This window comes from Herbaspirillum sp. 1130 (genome assembly GCF_017833835.1).
In the GTDB taxonomy this organism is placed as follows: Bacteria; Pseudomonadota; Gammaproteobacteria; order Burkholderiales; family Burkholderiaceae_D; genus Herbaspirillum; species Herbaspirillum huttiense.
The window spans coordinates 116765-133327 of the sequence record NZ_JAFICQ010000007.1 but is presented as its reverse complement, the minus strand read 5'-3'; the positions used below and the strand labels follow the sequence as shown (position 1 = coordinate 133327).

Genomic DNA, 16563 nt, shown 5'->3' with positions numbered 1-16563 from the left:
ATGCGCGTCTGCGCGCCTGCGCGCGGGGACATCATTCCTGTCCAACGTTGCCTGGGCCGGAAGCCGCCATTGGCATTCACGGCCGCGCAGGACTAGATGTTGAGCCCACTATAAGCGGATAACTCATCCTTGAACCTCAGGCATTTCCCTAGATGACAACATCGCTGCCTGGGTGGAGCGTGTCGGGGCCAAGGCTTCATGGGCAGCGGCCATCACCCCTGCAGCGCACCCCGTCCCACGGCCTGGTGCACCACGGAGGGCATCGCTTCCTTCATGGTGTCGATGAAGTGGCGCAGCCGGGCCGGGTAGAAACGTGCATAGGGGTACATCAGCGACACCGGCAGCGGTGCCGGCTCCCACTCCGGCAGCAATTGGACCAGGCGGCCGGCGGCCACATCCTCGGCCAATACCCATGATGAGCCTACCGCCACGCCCATGCCTTCGATGGCGATATTGCGCAACGCATACAGGCTGTCGGTGACCAGCTGCGGACGGAAAGCCACCTGGCGCTGTTCGCCGCTGGTGGCGTGGGTGAGCGTGATCTCTCGGCGGTAGAAGGCGGGAATGGCGATCCAGGGGAAATCCGCCAGCTCTTCAGGCTGGCGCGGCAGGGCGCGACCCTCCAGCAGCGCGGGGGCCACCACCGTCATGCGCGGCACCTCGGCCAGGTGGATGGCCACCACCGAGGGATCATTGACTTCGCCGACCTGGATGGCGCAATCGATGCCCTGGCTGATGAAATCGGCGGCACGGTCATGCAGCAGCCATTCCACGGTGATGCGCGGATGGCGCTGCATGAACTGCAACAAGGGCGCGATCAGCTGCTTCTGCCCGAAGGCGTGCGGCACCACGACCCGCAGCGTGCCTTCTGCGTGCTGGCGGGCACCGCGCAATTCGCTTTCGAACTCATCCCAGCCGGCCAGCAATTCCTTGGCGCGCTCGTAGCAGCGTTCGCCATCCTCGGTCATCTTCATGGCGTGGGTGGAACGCTGCAGCAGGCGCACCCCCAGCGAGCGCTCCAGCGCCTGCAGGCGGCGGCTGACGGTGGGTTGCGTGGTCGCGAGCTGGGCCGCTGCTGCCGACAGGCTGCCGGCCTCGACGATGCGCACGAAGGTCTGGATCAGCTCGATGCGGTCCGTCAGGCCGGTGGCGGAGAAACTGGGGGCAGGGGAGAGGGGCTTGGTCATACGGCTAACGTATAACAATTCTGCCGCAGGCGCTACTACCAGATGCGAGCCGGGAAGCGGACAATCCGTTCCAACGCTGGCAGAAAGGGGATTTTTCCGGGCCGGCAGCCAGACTCACTTATTGAGGTTCCATCATGAACAGCATTCCCAAACCGCATACAGCCGCTCCCGCTGCGGCTTCCTCTCATGCCCACGGCCTGTCGACCGGGCTGATCGGCCTGCTGGCCACCGGTGCCGGCCTGGCCGTGGCTTCGCTCTACTATTCGCAGCCCATGCTGGGCGTGCTGGCCGATGACATCGGTGCCTCCGAGCGCGCCGTGGGCATGGTGCCGATGTCGACCCAGCTCGGCTATGCACTGGGTATCCTGCTGCTGGCACCGCTGGGCGACCGTTATGACCGCCGCCGCATCATCCTCATCAAGGCGGCCATCCTGACGGTGGCGCTGCTGCTGGCCGGTGCGGCGTCCGGCATCGCTACCCTTCTGGCCGCCAGCCTGGCCATCGGCCTGACGGCCACGCTGGCGCAGGACATCGTCCCGGCCGCCGCCACCCTGGCACCGGAACAGCATCGCGGCCGCATCGTCGGTACCGTCATGACCGGCTTGCTGCTGGGCATCCTGCTGTCGCGCGTGGTCAGCGGTTTCGTGGCCGAGCACTTTGGCTGGCGCGCCATGTTCGTGGGGGCCTCGGCCAGTATCGCGCTGATCGGCCTGGCCGCGTGGCGCGGGCTGCCACGTTTCCATCCGACCACGCATCTGTCGTATGGCGCACTGCTGGGCTCGCTGGGTACGCTGGTGCGCAAGCATGGCGCGTTGCGCCGCGCGGCGCTGGCCCAGGGCTTGCTGTCGGTCGGGTTCTCGGCCTTCTGGTCGACGCTGGCGGTGATGCTGCATGGCGCACCGTTTCACCTCGGCAGTGCGGCGGCCGGGGCCTTCGGCCTGGCCGGTGCCGCTGGTGCGCTGGCAGCGCCCCTGGCGGGCCGCATCTCGGACAAGAAAGGTCCGGAGCTGGTGACCCGTCTGGGTGTGAGCCTGGCGGCGCTGTCCTTCGCCTCGATGGCGCTGTCGCCGTGGTTCTCGACGCAAGGTCAACTGGTCCTGCTGGCGCTGGCCGCCATCGGCTTTGACCTGGGCGTGCAGGCGACGCTGGTGGCGCATCAGACCATCGTCTACAGCATCGAACCCGGTGCCCGCAGCCGTCTGAATGCGGTGCTGTTCGTGGGCATGTTCATCGGCATGGCCGCCGGTGCGGCGCTGGGCAGCCTGGCGCTGGCACAGTGGGGCTGGATCGCGGTGGTGGCACTGGCAGTGGCGGCGGCCGTGCTGGCCCTGGTGGTACGCATGTGGCCGGGGGCAGCCAAGGCCCGTTGAATTGTCGCCCTGCGGTGGTCTTGCCAAGGACAACGGTCCCGGCGTTTGCCGGGACCGTTTTTTTTATATTTTTTCCACAGGCCGGACCATTTTTGCCGGATGGGAAGATGTGCTGCCGGCTCCCTCCCCGGGTCCACATCTTTTATAATCCGGGGCAGGAGACAACCCATCGCCAGCATGTTGCCCGCCCATCAATGCGCCCTGCGGCGCTGCCCGGCGGCCATGCAGCGAAACACAAAGCAGGGTGAACGGCATGGCACTGTATTTCAAGAACAAGCGACAGAAGACCTTCCTGGGTGCGCCCGTGGGGTGGCCATTGATGTTCCTGATGGCGGTCGACCTGTGCATTGCCGCGCTGATGTTTCTGTCGGACCATGACTGGAGCGGCCTGATCCTGCTGTATCCGCCATTGGCATTGGCCCTGGCCATGCTGGCCGATGCCCGCAAGGAAAAGCAGGCCGCCGAGGAAGCCAAACGCCAGGCGGCGCGCCGCCAGCGCTCCTGAGCGCCATCCGCTCTCCCTTCGATTCCCCACGCCCCTCACCGATGACCCAAGTTTCTGACCGCGCAGCGCTGCTGCTGGTATCGCGCCTGAATTTTTCCTATCCCGGCCTGGACCTGTTCCAGGACTTCTCGGCCCGCATCACGGCCGGCGTGACGCTGGTGCGCGGCGGCGATGGCCGCGGCAAGACCACGCTGCTCAATCTGCTGGGTGGTTTGATGCCGGCGCGCGATGGCGTGCTGGAGTTGAATGGTCTGCGACTCGATGGCGAGCCCGAGAATTACCGCCGGCAAGTGTTCTTCATCGATTCGCGGACCGAGGCCTATGACCAGATGACGCCGCCGGAAGTCTTCGCAGCCCTGGCGCAACGGTATCCACATTTCGATCATGGCTTGTTGCCGGCACTCACCGAAGGTCTGTCACTGACGCCGCACCTGGAGAAAAAGCTCTTCATGCTCTCCACCGGCAGCAAGCGCAAGGTCTACCTGGCGGCCGCCTTCGCGGCGCACGCGACGCTGACCTTGCTGGACGATCCCTACGCCAGCCTGGATCGTGCTTCCATCCAGTTCGTTGCGGCTACGCTCAACGCGCATGCAGCTGATGCCGATCAGGCCTGGGTGGTGGCCATGTATGAGACGCCGGAAGCGGTGCGGTTGGCGGGGACGATCGATCTGGGGGACTGAGAAACACCAGGGCCTGTTCACATTCAATCTGCGAGATGCGTTGCCCCTGGAAGGCGTGGTGGCAAGGCGCGCGGGCGAAGCCGAAGAGGGCGCGGCCATTCCCGAGATCAATCGTTTCATCGAACTGGAATTGCAGCGGCTGGAGCACGTGCCCACGCCGCACAAGGATGCGCGGGGCGAATATTCGGTACTGGATCGGTTGCTACGGGATGTGGTGATGCAGGGGCAGTGAATCAGGCGACGCATTTGCGCATGAAAACACTGTTGGGATCGTCCACGTAAGTGCCGAAGGGTCCGCACGGGAGATAGCCGCAGCTTTCATAGAAGCGGATGGCAGCGTGCTGCAGATAGCCCGTCTCCAGCAGGAATTCACGGTATCCAAGCTGGCAGGCCCGGGCTTCAAGCCAAGCCAGCAGTTGGCGGGCGGTTCCTTTTCCGCGCTGTGCGGGCAGCGTGAAGAAGCGCTTCAGTTCGGCTCTGCCATCCTCCAGTCGCATGGCACCGCAAGCTACCGCCTGGCCATGCTCATCACGTGCCACGGCGAACAGCACATCATCGGCCGCCAGCGCATCGATATCAATGCCATGATGGCTTTCGGGCGGATACAAGGGCTGCTGATAAGCGTCCAGCGCTTCAATGAGCTGCCTGACCTCTGGCAGGGTGGGCGATTCCAGGGAGATGTTCATGCTAGTGGCTCCGGGTTCTGTCTACGCCACATCATCCCAAGCCAAGCCGAAGCGCGCCAGATATTTTTTGAGCCGATCCGCATCATTGGGTTTTGCCTTGGCATCCCGCGAGACCGCGAAGAGCGTGCGTCCCGCTTCCGACAGCGAGCGCGAACGGCGGCACACGGCGACCACGGCGCGCAACTGCACCGCATCGAAGAGATCCAGCGCTTGCGCGTGCTCACCCAGCAAGGCGTCCAGATCAACGTCCTGCTCCCCCGACGCAGGCTGCGCACTGGCGCGCCATTGACGCTGCAGGCGCGCAGTCTCTTCCTCCACCAGCGCATCGTTGATGCGCCCCGCATCGGCCAGCGTGGCCATGCGTACGACGGACGCCGACAGGTCGCGGAAATTGCCCGGCCAGCTGGCCGCCGATGACGCCGCAAAGGCCAGATAGCGCATCCGGGCCTCCTTGTTGAAACGCACCACCTGTCCATGCTCGGCGCTGAAGCGTTCGAGCAGGTAGTCGAGGTTGGGTTCGATGTCTTCGCGGCGCTGGGCCAGGCCGGGCAGGGCATAGGTCCACAGGTTGATGCGGGCAAACAGGTCCTCGCGGAAGCGGCCCGCCGCGACCTCGCGCGCCAGGTCGCGATGGGTGCCGGCAATGAGCTGGAAATCGCTCTGCGCCTCGACATCGGCACCCACCGGCAGAAAGCGCTTCTCTTCGATAGCCTTGAGCAACATGGCCTGTTCATCCAGCCCCAGTTCGCCGATCTCGTCGAGGAACAGCAATCCCTTGTGCGCCGAACGCAGCAAGCCCGGACGATCATGGGCTGCGCCCGTAAAGGAGCCGCGCACGTGACCGAACAAGGTTGAGGCCGCACCGTCGCCCTGCAGCGTGGCGCAATTGATGTCGACAAAGCGGCCCTCCAACTGATGCCGCGACTTCTTCAGTTCGTAGATTCGCCGGGCCAGGAAGGACTTGCCGGCCCCGGTCGGCCCCATCAGCAGCATCGGCGCGCGCGAGCGGATGGACACGCGCTCGATCTCCTCGATCATGTGGTTGAAGTGCGCATTGCGCGTGGGGATACCGGACTTCAGCAAGGCCAGCGCTTCACGCTGTTCGCTCGAAAAGCGCTGCGCGATCAGGTCGTAACGCGACAGGTCGAGGTCGATGAGGGCATAGCTGCCAGGAGAGCCCGCCGCCTGCCGGCGCGGTGGTGAGGTCTGCAACAGTACGCCGGGCAGGTAACGCGCCTCGGTCATGAGGAACAGGCAGATCTGGACCACGTGGGTGCCAGTGGTGATGTGGATCCAGTATTCCTCGTTGTCCGTGTCGAAAGGATAGGCGCGCGCGAAGTCGAGCAGGTTGGCGTAGACCTCACCGAAATCCCAGGGGTCCTGGATCGGCAGATCATGCGGCCGCACGACGGTGTCGGGCGAGACGCTGGCGATGTCGCGACCGATCTGGCCGACCAGCCCCAGATGGCGCTCGCCGATGTAGAGCAGTTCCAGACGGTCGATGACCACGTCCGGGTACTGCGTCAGCGCGATGGTCGGACGCCATTTTTCCCAGCGCGGCGCACCACGTCCGTGGTCGAGCTGGGTACCGACGAAACCGATGACGACTTTTTTCTTTGCCATATTTTTAGATAACTTCTTATCTTGATGGATAAATTATCCTGTTTTTCTCGGGTACAGGCAAATCTCGGGAAATCAGGCCAAAATCAGATTTATTCAATCAATTCAATGAGTTAAAAGGAGTTTCCGCACATCTCGTCCGAGCTGGCACACCCGTTGCAATACAGGGAACAAGACCAAGCGATCAACGAGGAAAAGAAAATGGCGAATGTGCAACTGTTCCAGACCCTGAAGCGTCGCCTGCTGCCGGCAGCCGATGCGATGAATCACGCCGGCGGCGCTGCCTATGCCCTGAGCAAGGAGCACATCCTGGCGCAGTACGCGGCCACCGGCTGTCTGAACCGCACCTTCTACGCCAGTGCCGAAGCGCAACTGGCCACCGTGCTGGAACTGAGCCAGGACATCGCCCCGCGCTTCATCGCCCAGACCGCGCTGTACGCTCGGCGCCGCAGCTACATGAAAGACATGCCGGCGCTGCTGCTGGCCGTACTGGCGGCCCGTGGTGCCGATGAACTGGCACCGGCATTTGCCGGCGTGGTGGATCAGGGCAAGATGCTGCGCAATTTCGTACAGATCCTGCGTTCCGGCGTGACCGGCCGCAAGTCGCTGGGCACTCGTCCCAAGAAGCTGGTGCAGGCCTGGCTGAACCAGGCCACGGAGCAGCAACTGCTGGCCGCCTGTGTAGGGCAGTCGCCATCGTTGGCGGACGTGGTCCGCATGGTCCACCCCAAGCCGGCTGAAGCGTGGCGCGCCGCGTTCTTCGCCTGGCTGATCGGCCGTCCGTTTGATGAGGCCGCGCTGCCGCCGCTGACGCGTGCCCTGCGGGCCTACCAGCGTGACCGCAGCCAGCCGGTACCGGCGGTGCCATTCCAGTTGCTCACTGCCTTGCAGCCGGGCACGCAAGAATGGGCCGGGATGGCGCGGCAGGGTGGCTGGCACATGGTGCGCATGAACCTGAACAGCTTCGCGCGCCACGGCGTGTTCGAGCTGCCCGGCATGACCGAGCTGATCGCCGCCAAGCTGTGTGATCCGCAGGCCATTGCCGCGGCACGGGTGTTCCCGTATCAGCTGATGGCCGCGTGGCAGGCTGCTGCCGGGGCAGTGCCGGAGCTGGTGCGCGACGCCTTGCAGAGCGCCATGGAAATCGCGCTGGCCAATGTGCCGGTGCTGGAAGGCTCGGTCGTGGTCTGCCCGGATGTGTCGGGGTCCATGTCGAGCCCGGTGAGCGGCATGCGTGCCGGTGGGACCAGCGCGGTGCGATGCATTGACGTGGCGGCATTGCTGGCCGCGGCCATCGTGCGCAAGAATCCTGCGGCCTGCGTGCTGCCGTTCGAACAGCGCGTGGTCCCTTGCCCGCTGGTTCCCCATGACAAGGTCATGGCCAACGCCGCGCGGCTGGCGCGTATCGGCGGGGGCGGAACGGACTGCAGTGCGCCGCTGCGCTGGCTGAACGAACGCCAGCAGCGCGCGGATCTGGTGGTGCTGGTGTCGGACAACGAGTCCTGGCTGCGCCATCACGCCAGCGGCGCGACCGAAACGATGCGCCAGTGGCAGCAGTTCAAGCGCCGCAATCCGAAGGCGCGCCTGGTCTGCATCGATCTGGCGCCGTATGCCACCAGCCAGGCGCCGGAGTCGGACGACATCCTCAACATCGGCGGATTCTCCGATGAGGTCTTCAAACTGCTGGCCAGCTTTGCGGCCGGACAGATGCAGGCGGGACACTGGGTGCAGGAGATCGCGTCCACACCGCTTTGATAGTGCAAGACAGGTTGCCATTGCCGCCCGAATGCCGTTGCGATTACATCTCCGTATCGCGCACATTCTGGTCGGGCGGACGTGGTTCTGATCATTCCGAATGCTGGCAGGATTACATTGGGTAGCCCGGTTCAACTCCGGGGCGGCGGTTCGCAAGAATCGGCGCAAATCCTGCCGATCTGGTCGGAATGAAGCGGGCGGCCCGGAATTGCCGGGCCGCCGAGGGGCAGGAGCCCCGACTTTTTCAGATGAGGCGCGAATGCGCAAGCGACTACCTTCACGGAAAACCCGTCGCTGGCACTCTTGTCGCGTCTCGCCTTCCCTCATGTTCAGCAAGAAAGTAACGAAAATGGACAAACTCGACACCATCGCACCAGCGTCCTACGACACCCTGGCCACCGGGCAGGGCAAGCCGGTCAAGATGTGGACCCGCGGTGTGCCGGTGGAAGCTGAGGCAAAAACCCAGCTGGGCAATACGGCCAAGATGCCGTTCATCTACAAGCACATTGCGGTCATGCCGGATGTGCACGTGGGCAAGGGCTCCACCATCGGCAGCGTGATCCCGACCCTGGGCGCGATCATTCCCGCCGCCGTGGGGGTGGATATCGGCTGCGGCATGATGGCGGCCAAGACCACCCTGTGCGCCGCCGACCTGCCGGACAACCTGGGTCCCTTGCGCAGTGCCATCGAACGCGCCGTGCCGCACGGTTCCTCGCCACGTACGCGCAGCCATCGCGGCCGCGATCAGGGTTCCTGGGAACATCCGCCGGCACCGGTCGATACCGCATGGCAGACGCTGAAGGATGAGTTCGGCGTGCTGTGCCAGAAGACGCCCAAGCTGGAGAAGACCAACCACTACAAGCACCTGGGCACGCTGGGGTCGGGCAATCACTTCATCGAGATCTGCCTGGATGAAGAGGGCGCAGTCTGGTTCATGCTGCACTCGGGTTCGCGCGGCGTGGGCAATGCCATCGGTACCCACTTCATCGAACTGGCGCAGCAGGACATGCGCAAGCACATGGTCAACCTGCCGGATCGTGACCTGGCCTATCTGAAGGAGGGCAGCACGCACTACGACGACTATCTGCAAGCCGTGGGCTGGGCGCAAAAATTTGCGCGCATGAACCGTGAAGTGATGATGCAGAACCTGATCGCCGCCGTACGCAGCGTGATCGCCAAGCCTTTCCAGACGCATGTGGAGGCGGTGAACTGCCACCACAATTACGTGCAGAAGGAACATCACTTCGGCCAGGATGTGCTGGTCACCCGCAAGGGTGCAGTATCGGCCCGTGCCGGCGAACTGGGCATCATTCCCGGCTCGATGGGGGCCAGGAGCTTCATCGTGCGCGGCAAGGGCGAGGCCGAGAGCTTCCACAGCTGCAGCCACGGTGCGGGACGCACCATGAGCCGTACCGAGGCCAGGAAGCGCTTCTCGGTAGAGGATCACATCCGCGCCACCGAAGGTGTGGAGTGCCGCAAGGACGAAGCCGTCATCGACGAAATCCCGATGGCCTACAAGGACATCGATGCCGTCATGGCGGCCCAGCAAGACCTGGTGGAAGTCGTGCATACGCTGCGCCAGATCGTCTGCGTGAAAGGCTGAAATACAGCGCGCCGAGAGCGTATTACGCACTGGGTGCGCTGCCTGTGAGGCCCGCTCGCGCACAGCAACAAAACGCAACATACGAAGAAAGAAAAGAACAAACATGTCCTCTCCTCTGACCCTGGATGGCCGCCATGGTGGCGGCCAGATCCTGCGCAGTGCGCTGAGCCTGGCGATGATCACCGGCCGTCCGTTCGAGCTCGGCGCGATCCGCGCGCAACGCCCCAAACCCGGTCTGATGCGCCAGCACCTGGCCGCCGTGACGGCCGCCGCCACCTTGTGCGACGCCGTCGTGGAAGGTGCCGAGCCCGGCAGCAGCGCGCTGCGCTTTGTGCCCGGTGCGCTGCGCAGCGGCGATTTCCGTTTCGCCATCGGCTCGGCCGGCAGTACCACGCTGGTCCTGCAAACCCTGCTGCCCGCCATGCTGGCCGCGCCAGCGGGGCGCTTCTGCATTGAAGTCAGCGGCGGCACGCACAATCCCCTGGCCCCATCGGCCGATTTCCTGCAGCACTGCTTCCTGCCGCTGTTGCGGCGAATGGGGGCCGCGGTCACGCTGGAGTTGCTGCGGCACGGATTCCATCCGGCCGGTGGCGGCCAAGTGCGCCTGCAGGTGGAGGCGGGCCATGGCTTGCAGGGATTGGTCCTGGAGGAGCGCGGCGCGCTGCTGCAGACGCGGGCGCGCGCCCTGGTGGCCAATCTGCCGAGTGCCATCGGCAAGCGGGAGTTGCAGGTCCTGGGCGAAGCCGTGGAGGGCTTGCAGGATCATTGCAAGGTGATCGCCCTGAGCGACTGCGATGGTCCGGGCAATCTGGTCGAATTGCATGTGACGCATGCGCATGTGGACGAGTTGTTCTGCGGCCATGGTGCCAAATCCCGGCCGGCCGAACAGGTTGCTCTGGATGCCCTGGGACCCATGCAGCGCTATCTGCAGAGCAATGCGGCGGTCGGCGAGCATCTGGCCGATCAACTGATGCTGCCGCTGGCACTGGCCGGCGCGGGGCGCTTTACCACCACGCAACTGAGCCCGCACATGGCCTCCAACGCCGAGGTGATCGAGGCCTTTCTGCCAGTGCGCTTCGGTTTTTCTCCTGCGCCGCAAGCGCTACGGGTGGAGGTCATGGCCGCGCCGGGCTGAGACCAGCCGCACTCCTGCTGCGTGGCATCGGCCGCGCTTGGATTCCTCCCTCCCGTCACCTATGCTGAAGCGGGCAGGCCGCAACTTGTTGCCACGCATTAGTTGCTTTCCAGTTACGCCGCGCCAGTGGCTTGCCTGCCGACAATCAACGATAACAAGGGGGAATTCCATGCAACTTTCCAATGTGACCATTCGTGTGCGCCTGTGGCTGGGCTTCGGTCTGCTGATGGTGCTGATGCTGGCCATGGCGGCCAGCGGCATCGCCCGCCTGGGGCAGCTCAACGGGCAAATGAAGGATGTGATCCACGACAAGTATCCCAAGACCGTAGTGGCGGGCGATATCGTCGACCAGCTCAACCTGATCGCGCGCTCGGTACGAAACATTCTGCTCTTGAAGCGGGAACCGCAGATCAAGAGCGAATACGACCGCATCACCGGTGCCGACCGTGCCATCCGCGAGGACCTGGCACAGCTGGAGAAGCTGCTTACCGACGACGACAGCCGCACCGCGCTGAAGAAACTGGTGACAGCCCAGAACGCCTACTTCGAAAAACGCGACAAGGTGCTGGCCATGGTGCAGCAGGGCGGCAAGGAAGGTGCGATCGACATGCTGATCGACGAGGTGCGGCCCGTGCAGAGCGCCACCATGAGCGCCGCCGACGCCCTCATCAAGCAGCAGCACGACATGATGAAGAGTGCCGGCGATGAAGTCGAAAGCAATTACGTTCAGGCCCGTACGCTGCTGCTGGCGCTGGCGGCCGCCGGGCTGGCTGCTGCGGCGGCGATCGCCTGGATGATCACGCGCAGCATCACCGCGCCGCTGGATCGCGCGGTGCGCGTGGCCGAGACGGTGGCGGCCGGTGACCTGACCTCGGCCATCGAGGCACAAGGCCGCGATGAAACCAGCATGCTGTTGCGTGCGCTCAAGAAGATGAATGACCGCTTGCTGGACATCGTCAGCCAGGTGCGGGTCTCGACCGATACGATTGCCACGGCCAGCAGCGAGATTGCGCGCGGCAATCTGGATCTGTCCTCGCGTACCGAAGAGCAGGCGGCCTCGCTGGAGGAAACGGCCTCGTCGATGGAGCAGCTCACCGCCACCGTCAAGCAGAACGCCAGTCATGCCGGCCAGGCCAACCAGCTGGCCGGATCGGCCTCCGATATCGCGCGCCAGGGCGGCGAGGTGGTCAGCCAGGTGGTCGATACGATGGGGGCCATCGATGCGTCCTCCAAGAAGATCGTGGACATCATCGGGGTCATCGACGGGATCGCCTTCCAAACCAATATCCTGGCCCTGAATGCCGCTGTGGAAGCGGCGCGCGCGGGCGAGCAGGGACGCGGCTTCGCGGTGGTGGCCTCGGAAGTGCGAGCGCTGGCGCAGCGCTCCGCGACCGCCGCGCACGAGATCAAGGGGCTGATCGCCGACTCGGTGGCACGGGTCGGCAATGGCAGCCGGCTGGTGGAGCAAGCCGGACGCACCATGCAGGACGTGGTGCAAAGCGTGCAGCGGGTCGGTGAAGTGGTCACCGAGATCAGCGCCGCCGGGCAGGAACAGAGTGCAGGCATCGAACAGGTCAACCTGGCCATCGTGCAGATGGATCAGGTGACCCAGCAGAACGCCGCGCTGGTCGAGCAAGCCGCAGCTGCGGCACAATCCTTGCAGGATCAGGCGGCGCAGCTGGCAAGGCTGGTGTCGGTGTTCAAGCTGGAGGGCGGGGCACCGGAGCACAAGCGCGTTGCGGCACCCACGGCGGCGCGGCTGGCCTGTGCGTGAGACCGTTCACGCAAGATCGCACGAAAGGGATAGCGCTATTGCGCGCTGAAATTGCCCGCACTGGCGATGAGCGTGGCACCACAGCTGGTCTTGTGGCCGTCGTAGGCGACGGCGATGCCATCGATCTTGTGATGCGGGTGTCCCTCGGCGATGGTGCAGTTGTCGTGCCCCTGCCGGGGGCAACTGCAGGCATCGCCGACCCGCGCGACCGGCAGGCCGCCTACCTTGAAATGGGTCGCGCTCACTTGCGTGACCTTGCCGCCGTGGGAAGTGGCGTCGCCGAGGCGGATGATGTTGGGCATGGTGGATTCCTTTCAAGCAGGGTGAGAGTGGAGGCGGGGCCAGGGTGAAGGTCGGGCGAGGGGTCTGAAATGTTGCTGCAGGCGGCTATGGTGGCGTACCTGACGTGGTTGATGCGGGTGCTACCTGCGTTGGCCGCAGCCGGAAACTCGTCAGCACGGCATCCCACAGCTGCAGCGCTTGCGCATCGTTCAGTGTGGTTTGTTGCGCATTGCTGTTCTGGTCGTGATGGCCGGTGGTCAGTTCGATCTTGATGGCGGGGGTATCGAGCGTGCCCTGTCCTTCGGTTTCCCAGATGAAGCTGTGGCTGAGCCCGCCGCCGCTGTTGGGGACGGTGACCAGGAACTCCTGGCCCTGGTAGGGACCGATCTGACGGTCTCCCTTGCGCAGCACGCGCACGGCAGTAGCCAACCGGCCCAGGGTCTGCAGTCCGCTGTGCATGCGCTCCAGCAACGGGCGGTCGTGCTTGCTCATCGCCAGGGGATAGAACCAGACGGACACGAAGGCGTCCGGGTGGCCGGCAATGTCGATATCAATGCCGGCTTCTTCGTTTTCCCATTCGGGGTTGGCGATGAAGCCGCCTTCGAAGCAATAGCCGGGGTCGGTGGGGATGTCATGCGTCGATCTTTTACGCAGGCCAGCCAGCGTCAGGCGCATGCGTTCCACTGCGTCGTCCTGATAACTCGGCATGCCGGCGGGCGGTGCGCTCATGCCGGCCTCCGTCCTGAATAAGTAACGGGTGCCATCGATCCAGCGATAGCCTTCTACCTGCACTATTTCCTCGATAAAGCTCTCCTCCCAATAGACAAAGATTCGCGAATACTGATCAGGCTTGATCAGCAAGCGTAACAAGCCAGGTTCGATATCGTGCCTGGCCGATCTGAGAATCTCTTCCTTGGCAACCATTTCCTTCTCAAACTCTTCCTGGCTCATGTCCTTTGGCTGCTCCAGAAGAGCGAAGTCATAGCGATAATTACCGCCACTCAATGTCGAACCTGCTGGCAGGTCGAGCAGAAAACGGCCGGTACAAAAAGTGGAGACTGCTGGAGTTGCTTGACGTGACTGGGCACTATTCATGATGGTCAATCGTTGGAAAGGTGTCAGGTCTCCAGACAAGGACGTCAAGACCAGCATGGCCGTGACGACTCTCAAGCGCGGAGACTTTTTGATGCTCATTATTCTTCTCAAGATTTCCGCAACAGCCCCGAAGAATTGACAATACGGACTATTGAATACAGGGTGACCGCCTGAGAAATTGCGGCATTGTAGGAAAACTGGTGGTCATAGCTCTCGTGCGACCTCAGCTTTCCTTCATGCTTGAAAAGCTGAACGACAAACGGCTTCGGAGCGGCTCCCGATTCGGCAGGGACAGTTCCATCTCCAGGGCCGGTGCCATCCTGCAGAATGCAGTAGCGATTGTCCTCGCCGCCAAATCGCAGCTCGACCATTCCATTCAGATCATCCGCTACCAGCTGCGCTTTCGTCGGATCGCCAGGCACCATCGGCTTGCACTTCCAGTTGATCTCGTTCCATGCCAACTGTTGTCCATCCGCGGCGTAATACGCGTAAGTATTCGGGTGATAGCGGTCTTCAATCTGTTTGTGAAAGGAGCGCGCGATTTTCAGGGTCCTGGCATATCTGTCGAAGTCTGGTGCGGGTCGCGTTTTTGCGACCGTCACTTTTCCATCCTTCTTGGCATGCTTGCTATCTTCACGACCGGCTGGATCGATCAAATCCTCCCGAATCAGCTTCCACCAATCCGCCGAATTGTTGAGATAGATGTTGCGGTAGGGATCGCCCTCGCCCAGAAAGCTTTCCATTTCCTCAGCCATTCCACGCTGCCCGATACCCACGTAACTCACCCGCAGCCAATGCCGTTCCCCGCGATTGCTCCAGGTCTTGTATTGCGCCGTCGGCAGCAATTCCAGTGGCCCGGGGGCATTGACCATCACTGCCGTGCACTCGGCGGCATTGCGTCCCAGGACGACCTGCCCGGCTCCCTCAAAGCCCGCCCGGATGCGCTTGTAGGTCGCCGGCGCACCGAGGGCCGGCATCACGCCGTGCACCACGCCCAGGATGCGCTCGGCCATCCCCGGCAACTCCGCACAGGCGCGGGCGACCAGACCACCCATGCTGTGCGTGACCAGGATCACCTGCTCGCAACTTCTTCCCTTGCTGCGGTAATAGGCGGTGATGCGTTCGATTTCCTTGGCCAGTCGCTGTGCCGATACCTTGTTGCTCTGCAGCCAGTTGTAACCCACCGCGTGTACCGGATAGAGCAGTTCAGCGGCCTCCTGCAGCTGCTTTTCCTGCAGCGGCGTGAAGGGCTTCTGCGCACCCAGCTTGCCTGCATCCTGTCGTGCCATCACGAGTTCCTGCCAATGTGAAGTGAGCTTCTTCCCCTGGCTTGCAGGGTCGAAGATCAGGGCCATGCTGGTCTCCAGCAGTGAAAGAATGGGCAGATAGTCCGCGTGGAGTTGCCCCCAGCCGCGCCACTTGACGCGCTCGGCGTCGCTCTTGCCGGGGGCGAAGGCCAGCAGCGTCTTGCTGATGTCGTCGGGAAAGGCCGGACCGTCTTCGTCTACCTCGGTACTATCGGGATTGAGCAATCGCTGTCGGTCCGCCGCCGTGCGGCCGACATGCTTGAGCGCCAGCGCCAGGGTTTCCCATCCGCCCTCCGGAGGAAACCACGCCGGCCGCTTGTCGCGACCTTTGAGCTTGAGTCGTGTGCCCATGATGCCGGGTACGAATACGATGGGCATGACAATGTCCGGACTGGTCAGGCACAGGGCTCGTACCTTCATGCGCTGGCCGGTCAGCACCGACTGGGCGATCTCGTTGCCTTGCTCGTCCCATGCGGTCGGGACCAGGCGCGTTGGCGCGGGTCCTTTAACCGGAGCAATCATGGCCGACTCCCTTGGGGATCCAGCACGGGGCGCAGCCGGAAGCTGTTGAGCACGTCGTCCCACAGCTTGATGGCCTGTTCATCGGTCAGCCTGGTTTGTTGCGGATTGCCGTTCTTGTCGCGATAGCCTGTGGTGAGTTCGATCTTGAGCGCAGGCGTGTCGAGCGTGCCGTCGCCTTCGGTCTCCCAGATGAACTTGTGGCCGCGCATGCCGCGACTGCTGGGGGCGCTGGCCAGGAATTCCTGGCCCATATAAGGGCCGACCTGCCGCTCGCCCTTGCGCAATACGTGCACTGAGGTCGCCATCTGGCCCAGCGTCTGCAATACCCCGCCCATGCGATCGAGCAAGGGCTTGCTGTGGGCACTCCTTGCGAGCGGGTAGAACCAGACTGAAACGAAGGCATCGGGATGGCCGGCGATGGTGATGTCAATGCCGGCTTCTTCCATTTCCCATTCGGGGTTGGCGATGAAGCCGTCTTCGAAGCAATAGCCGGGCTCAGTCGGAATGTTATGGGTCGACCGTTTTTGCAGGTTGGCGAGAATCTTGCGCATGCGATCGATGGTGTAGTCCTGGCGGGTCATTGTTCCGGTTCTGGGTTTGCTCATGCCGGCCTCCTTTTTGAACACGTAACGAGTGCCGTCAATCCAACGGTGTCCATCAACCTGCGCTATTGATGTAATACCGCTTTGCTCCCAATAGACGAAGATCCACGAGTGCAGATCCGGTTTGAGCAACAACCGCAACAGACTAGGCTCGACGTTATGCTTCGTTGATCTGAGCGTCTTTTCCTTGGCCGCCATTTCGGCCTCGAACTCTTCCAGACTCATGGATTTAGGTTGCTCCAACCGCGCAAAGTCGTAACGATAATTGCCGCCGCTGAGTACCGATCCTGCCGGCATATCGACCAGGAAATGACCGGTACAAAAAGTTGAGATCGTTGGATCAATTTCCTTTTCCTGTACTTTGTTCATGATGGCAATCTTGGGTTGAGGTGAGAGGCATCCTGATAAAAGAAAACTGACAGCGATAACCAGACAGGGAA

At 63.1% G+C, this 16563-nt stretch carries 15 protein-coding genes; 8 read left to right on the top strand and 7 right to left on the bottom strand.

The window, feature by feature from the left end; genetic code table 11:
- Nucleotides 1-212 precede the first annotated feature (212 nt).
- Nucleotides 213-1187, bottom strand: a complete 975-nt coding sequence (locus tag JOD78_RS26115; RefSeq protein ID WP_134220984.1) for a LysR family transcriptional regulator — start codon at nt 1185-1187, stop codon at nt 213-215.
- A 134-nt stretch (nt 1188-1321) separates the two neighbouring features.
- Here JOD78_RS26115 and JOD78_RS26110 point away from each other — a divergent pair, with 134 nt between their 5' ends.
- The 4 genes from JOD78_RS26110 (at nt 1322) to JOD78_RS26095 (ending at nt 3974) form a co-directional block, all read left to right on the top strand.
- The gene (locus JOD78_RS26110; protein WP_209569935.1) at nt 1322-2557 is read left to right on the top strand and encodes an MFS transporter; all 1236 of its coding nucleotides are present in this window, start codon (nt 1322-1324) and stop codon (nt 2555-2557) included.
- 253 nt (nt 2558-2810) lie between these two features.
- A complete protein-coding gene (locus JOD78_RS26105) occupies nt 2811-3062 on the top strand; it encodes a hypothetical protein (protein ID WP_034333872.1) in 252 nt (83 codons plus the stop codon).
- A 41-nt stretch (nt 3063-3103) separates the two neighbouring features.
- Complete coding sequence (locus JOD78_RS26100) at nt 3104-3742, top strand: ATP-binding cassette domain-containing protein (protein WP_134137644.1); 639 nt, start codon at nt 3104-3106, stop codon at nt 3740-3742.
- A gap of 58 nt (nt 3743-3800) precedes the next feature.
- The gene (locus JOD78_RS26095) at nt 3801-3974 is read left to right on the top strand and encodes a hypothetical protein (RefSeq protein WP_209569934.1); all 174 of its coding nucleotides are present in this window, start codon (nt 3801-3803) and stop codon (nt 3972-3974) included.
- A gap of 1 nt (nt 3975) precedes the next feature.
- Here the strand turns inward: JOD78_RS26095 and JOD78_RS26090 are convergent, their stop codons facing one another.
- Together JOD78_RS26090 and rtcR are read right to left on the bottom strand one after the other, a co-directional pair.
- Nucleotides 3976-4428, bottom strand: a complete 453-nt coding sequence (locus tag JOD78_RS26090) for a GNAT family N-acetyltransferase (protein ID WP_121037335.1) — start codon at nt 4426-4428, stop codon at nt 3976-3978.
- A gap of 21 nt (nt 4429-4449) precedes the next feature.
- Nucleotides 4450-6051 carry an RNA repair transcriptional activator RtcR gene (rtcR, locus tag JOD78_RS26085; protein ID WP_121037338.1) on the bottom strand — a complete coding sequence of 534 codons (1602 nt, stop codon included), beginning with the start codon at nt 6049-6051 and terminating at the stop codon, nt 4450-4452.
- Between the two features lie 198 nt (nt 6052-6249).
- On the opposite strand from rtcR, the gene JOD78_RS26080 reads away from it, so the two are divergent.
- The 4 genes from JOD78_RS26080 to JOD78_RS26065 all read left to right on the top strand — a co-directional run bounded on the left by JOD78_RS26080 (nt 6250) and on the right by JOD78_RS26065 (nt 12315).
- Nucleotides 6250-7803 carry a TROVE domain-containing protein gene (locus JOD78_RS26080; protein WP_134137645.1) on the top strand — a complete coding sequence of 518 codons (1554 nt, stop codon included), beginning with the start codon at nt 6250-6252 and terminating at the stop codon, nt 7801-7803.
- Between the two features lie 349 nt (nt 7804-8152).
- Nucleotides 8153-9406 (top strand): RtcB family protein, encoded by a 1254-nt coding sequence (locus JOD78_RS26075; protein ID WP_209569932.1) that lies wholly within the window; start codon nt 8153-8155, stop codon nt 9404-9406.
- 103 nt (nt 9407-9509) lie between these two features.
- The gene (gene rtcA / locus JOD78_RS26070; protein WP_121037345.1) at nt 9510-10541 is read left to right on the top strand and encodes an RNA 3'-terminal phosphate cyclase; all 1032 of its coding nucleotides are present in this window, start codon (nt 9510-9512) and stop codon (nt 10539-10541) included.
- Nucleotides 10542-10710: 169 nt separating this feature from the next.
- Nucleotides 10711-12315: a methyl-accepting chemotaxis protein gene (locus tag JOD78_RS26065; protein ID WP_121037348.1), complete on the top strand. Its 1605-nt coding sequence runs from the start codon at nt 10711-10713 to the stop codon at nt 12313-12315.
- 35 nt (nt 12316-12350) lie between these two features.
- On the opposite strand, the gene JOD78_RS26060 is transcribed toward JOD78_RS26065, so the two are convergent.
- The 4 genes from JOD78_RS26060 to JOD78_RS26045 all read right to left on the bottom strand — a co-directional run bounded on the left by JOD78_RS26060 (nt 12351) and on the right by JOD78_RS26045 (nt 16492).
- Nucleotides 12351-12617 carry a PAAR domain-containing protein gene (locus JOD78_RS26060; protein ID WP_121037351.1) on the bottom strand — a complete coding sequence of 89 codons (267 nt, stop codon included), beginning with the start codon at nt 12615-12617 and terminating at the stop codon, nt 12351-12353.
- An 85-nt stretch (nt 12618-12702) separates the two neighbouring features.
- Nucleotides 12703-13791, bottom strand: coding sequence for a T6SS immunity protein Tli4 family protein (locus JOD78_RS26055; protein ID WP_209569930.1), 1089 nt, complete (start codon nt 13789-13791; stop codon nt 12703-12705).
- 8 nt (nt 13792-13799) lie between these two features.
- Nucleotides 13800-15521, bottom strand: coding sequence for an alpha/beta hydrolase (locus JOD78_RS26050; protein WP_209569928.1), 1722 nt, complete (start codon nt 15519-15521; stop codon nt 13800-13802).
- Nucleotides 15518-16492: a T6SS immunity protein Tli4 family protein gene (locus JOD78_RS26045; RefSeq protein WP_227022840.1), complete on the bottom strand. Its 975-nt coding sequence runs from the start codon at nt 16490-16492 to the stop codon at nt 15518-15520. Before JOD78_RS26045 ends, JOD78_RS26050 begins: the two co-directional genes overlap by 4 nt.
- Nucleotides 16493-16563 lie beyond the last annotated feature (71 nt).

Bases quoted from the DNA above. Each gene is read 5' to 3' on its own strand.
- rtcR (WP_121037338.1), bottom strand. From the start codon at position 6,051: ATGGCAAAGAAAAAAGTCGTCATCGGTTTCGTCGGTACCCAGCTCGAC.
- JOD78_RS26090 (WP_121037335.1), bottom strand. From the start codon at position 4,428: ATGAACATCTCCCTGGAATCGCCCACCCTGCCAGAGGTCAGGCAGCTC.
- JOD78_RS26115 (WP_134220984.1), bottom strand. From the start codon at position 1,187: ATGACCAAGCCCCTCTCCCCTGCCCCCAGTTTCTCCGCCACCGGCCTG.
- rtcA (WP_121037345.1), top strand. From the start codon at position 9,510: ATGTCCTCTCCTCTGACCCTGGATGGCCGCCATGGTGGCGGCCAGATC.
- JOD78_RS26080 (WP_134137645.1), top strand. From the start codon at position 6,250: ATGGCGAATGTGCAACTGTTCCAGACCCTGAAGCGTCGCCTGCTGCCG.
- JOD78_RS26100 (WP_134137644.1), top strand. From the start codon at position 3,104: ATGACCCAAGTTTCTGACCGCGCAGCGCTGCTGCTGGTATCGCGCCTG.
- JOD78_RS26050 (WP_209569928.1), bottom strand. From the start codon at position 15,521: ATGATTGCTCCGGTTAAAGGACCCGCGCCAACGCGCCTGGTCCCGACC.
- JOD78_RS26110 (WP_209569935.1), top strand. From the start codon at position 1,322: ATGAACAGCATTCCCAAACCGCATACAGCCGCTCCCGCTGCGGCTTCC.
- JOD78_RS26060 (WP_121037351.1), bottom strand. From the start codon at position 12,617: ATGCCCAACATCATCCGCCTCGGCGACGCCACTTCCCACGGCGGCAAG.
- JOD78_RS26075 (WP_209569932.1), top strand. From the start codon at position 8,153: ATGGACAAACTCGACACCATCGCACCAGCGTCCTACGACACCCTGGCC.
- JOD78_RS26065 (WP_121037348.1), top strand. From the start codon at position 10,711: ATGCAACTTTCCAATGTGACCATTCGTGTGCGCCTGTGGCTGGGCTTC.
- JOD78_RS26105 (WP_034333872.1), top strand. From the start codon at position 2,811: ATGGCACTGTATTTCAAGAACAAGCGACAGAAGACCTTCCTGGGTGCG.
- JOD78_RS26055 (WP_209569930.1), bottom strand. From the start codon at position 13,791: ATGAGCATCAAAAAGTCTCCGCGCTTGAGAGTCGTCACGGCCATGCTG.
- JOD78_RS26045 (WP_227022840.1), bottom strand. From the start codon at position 16,492: ATGAACAAAGTACAGGAAAAGGAAATTGATCCAACGATCTCAACTTTT.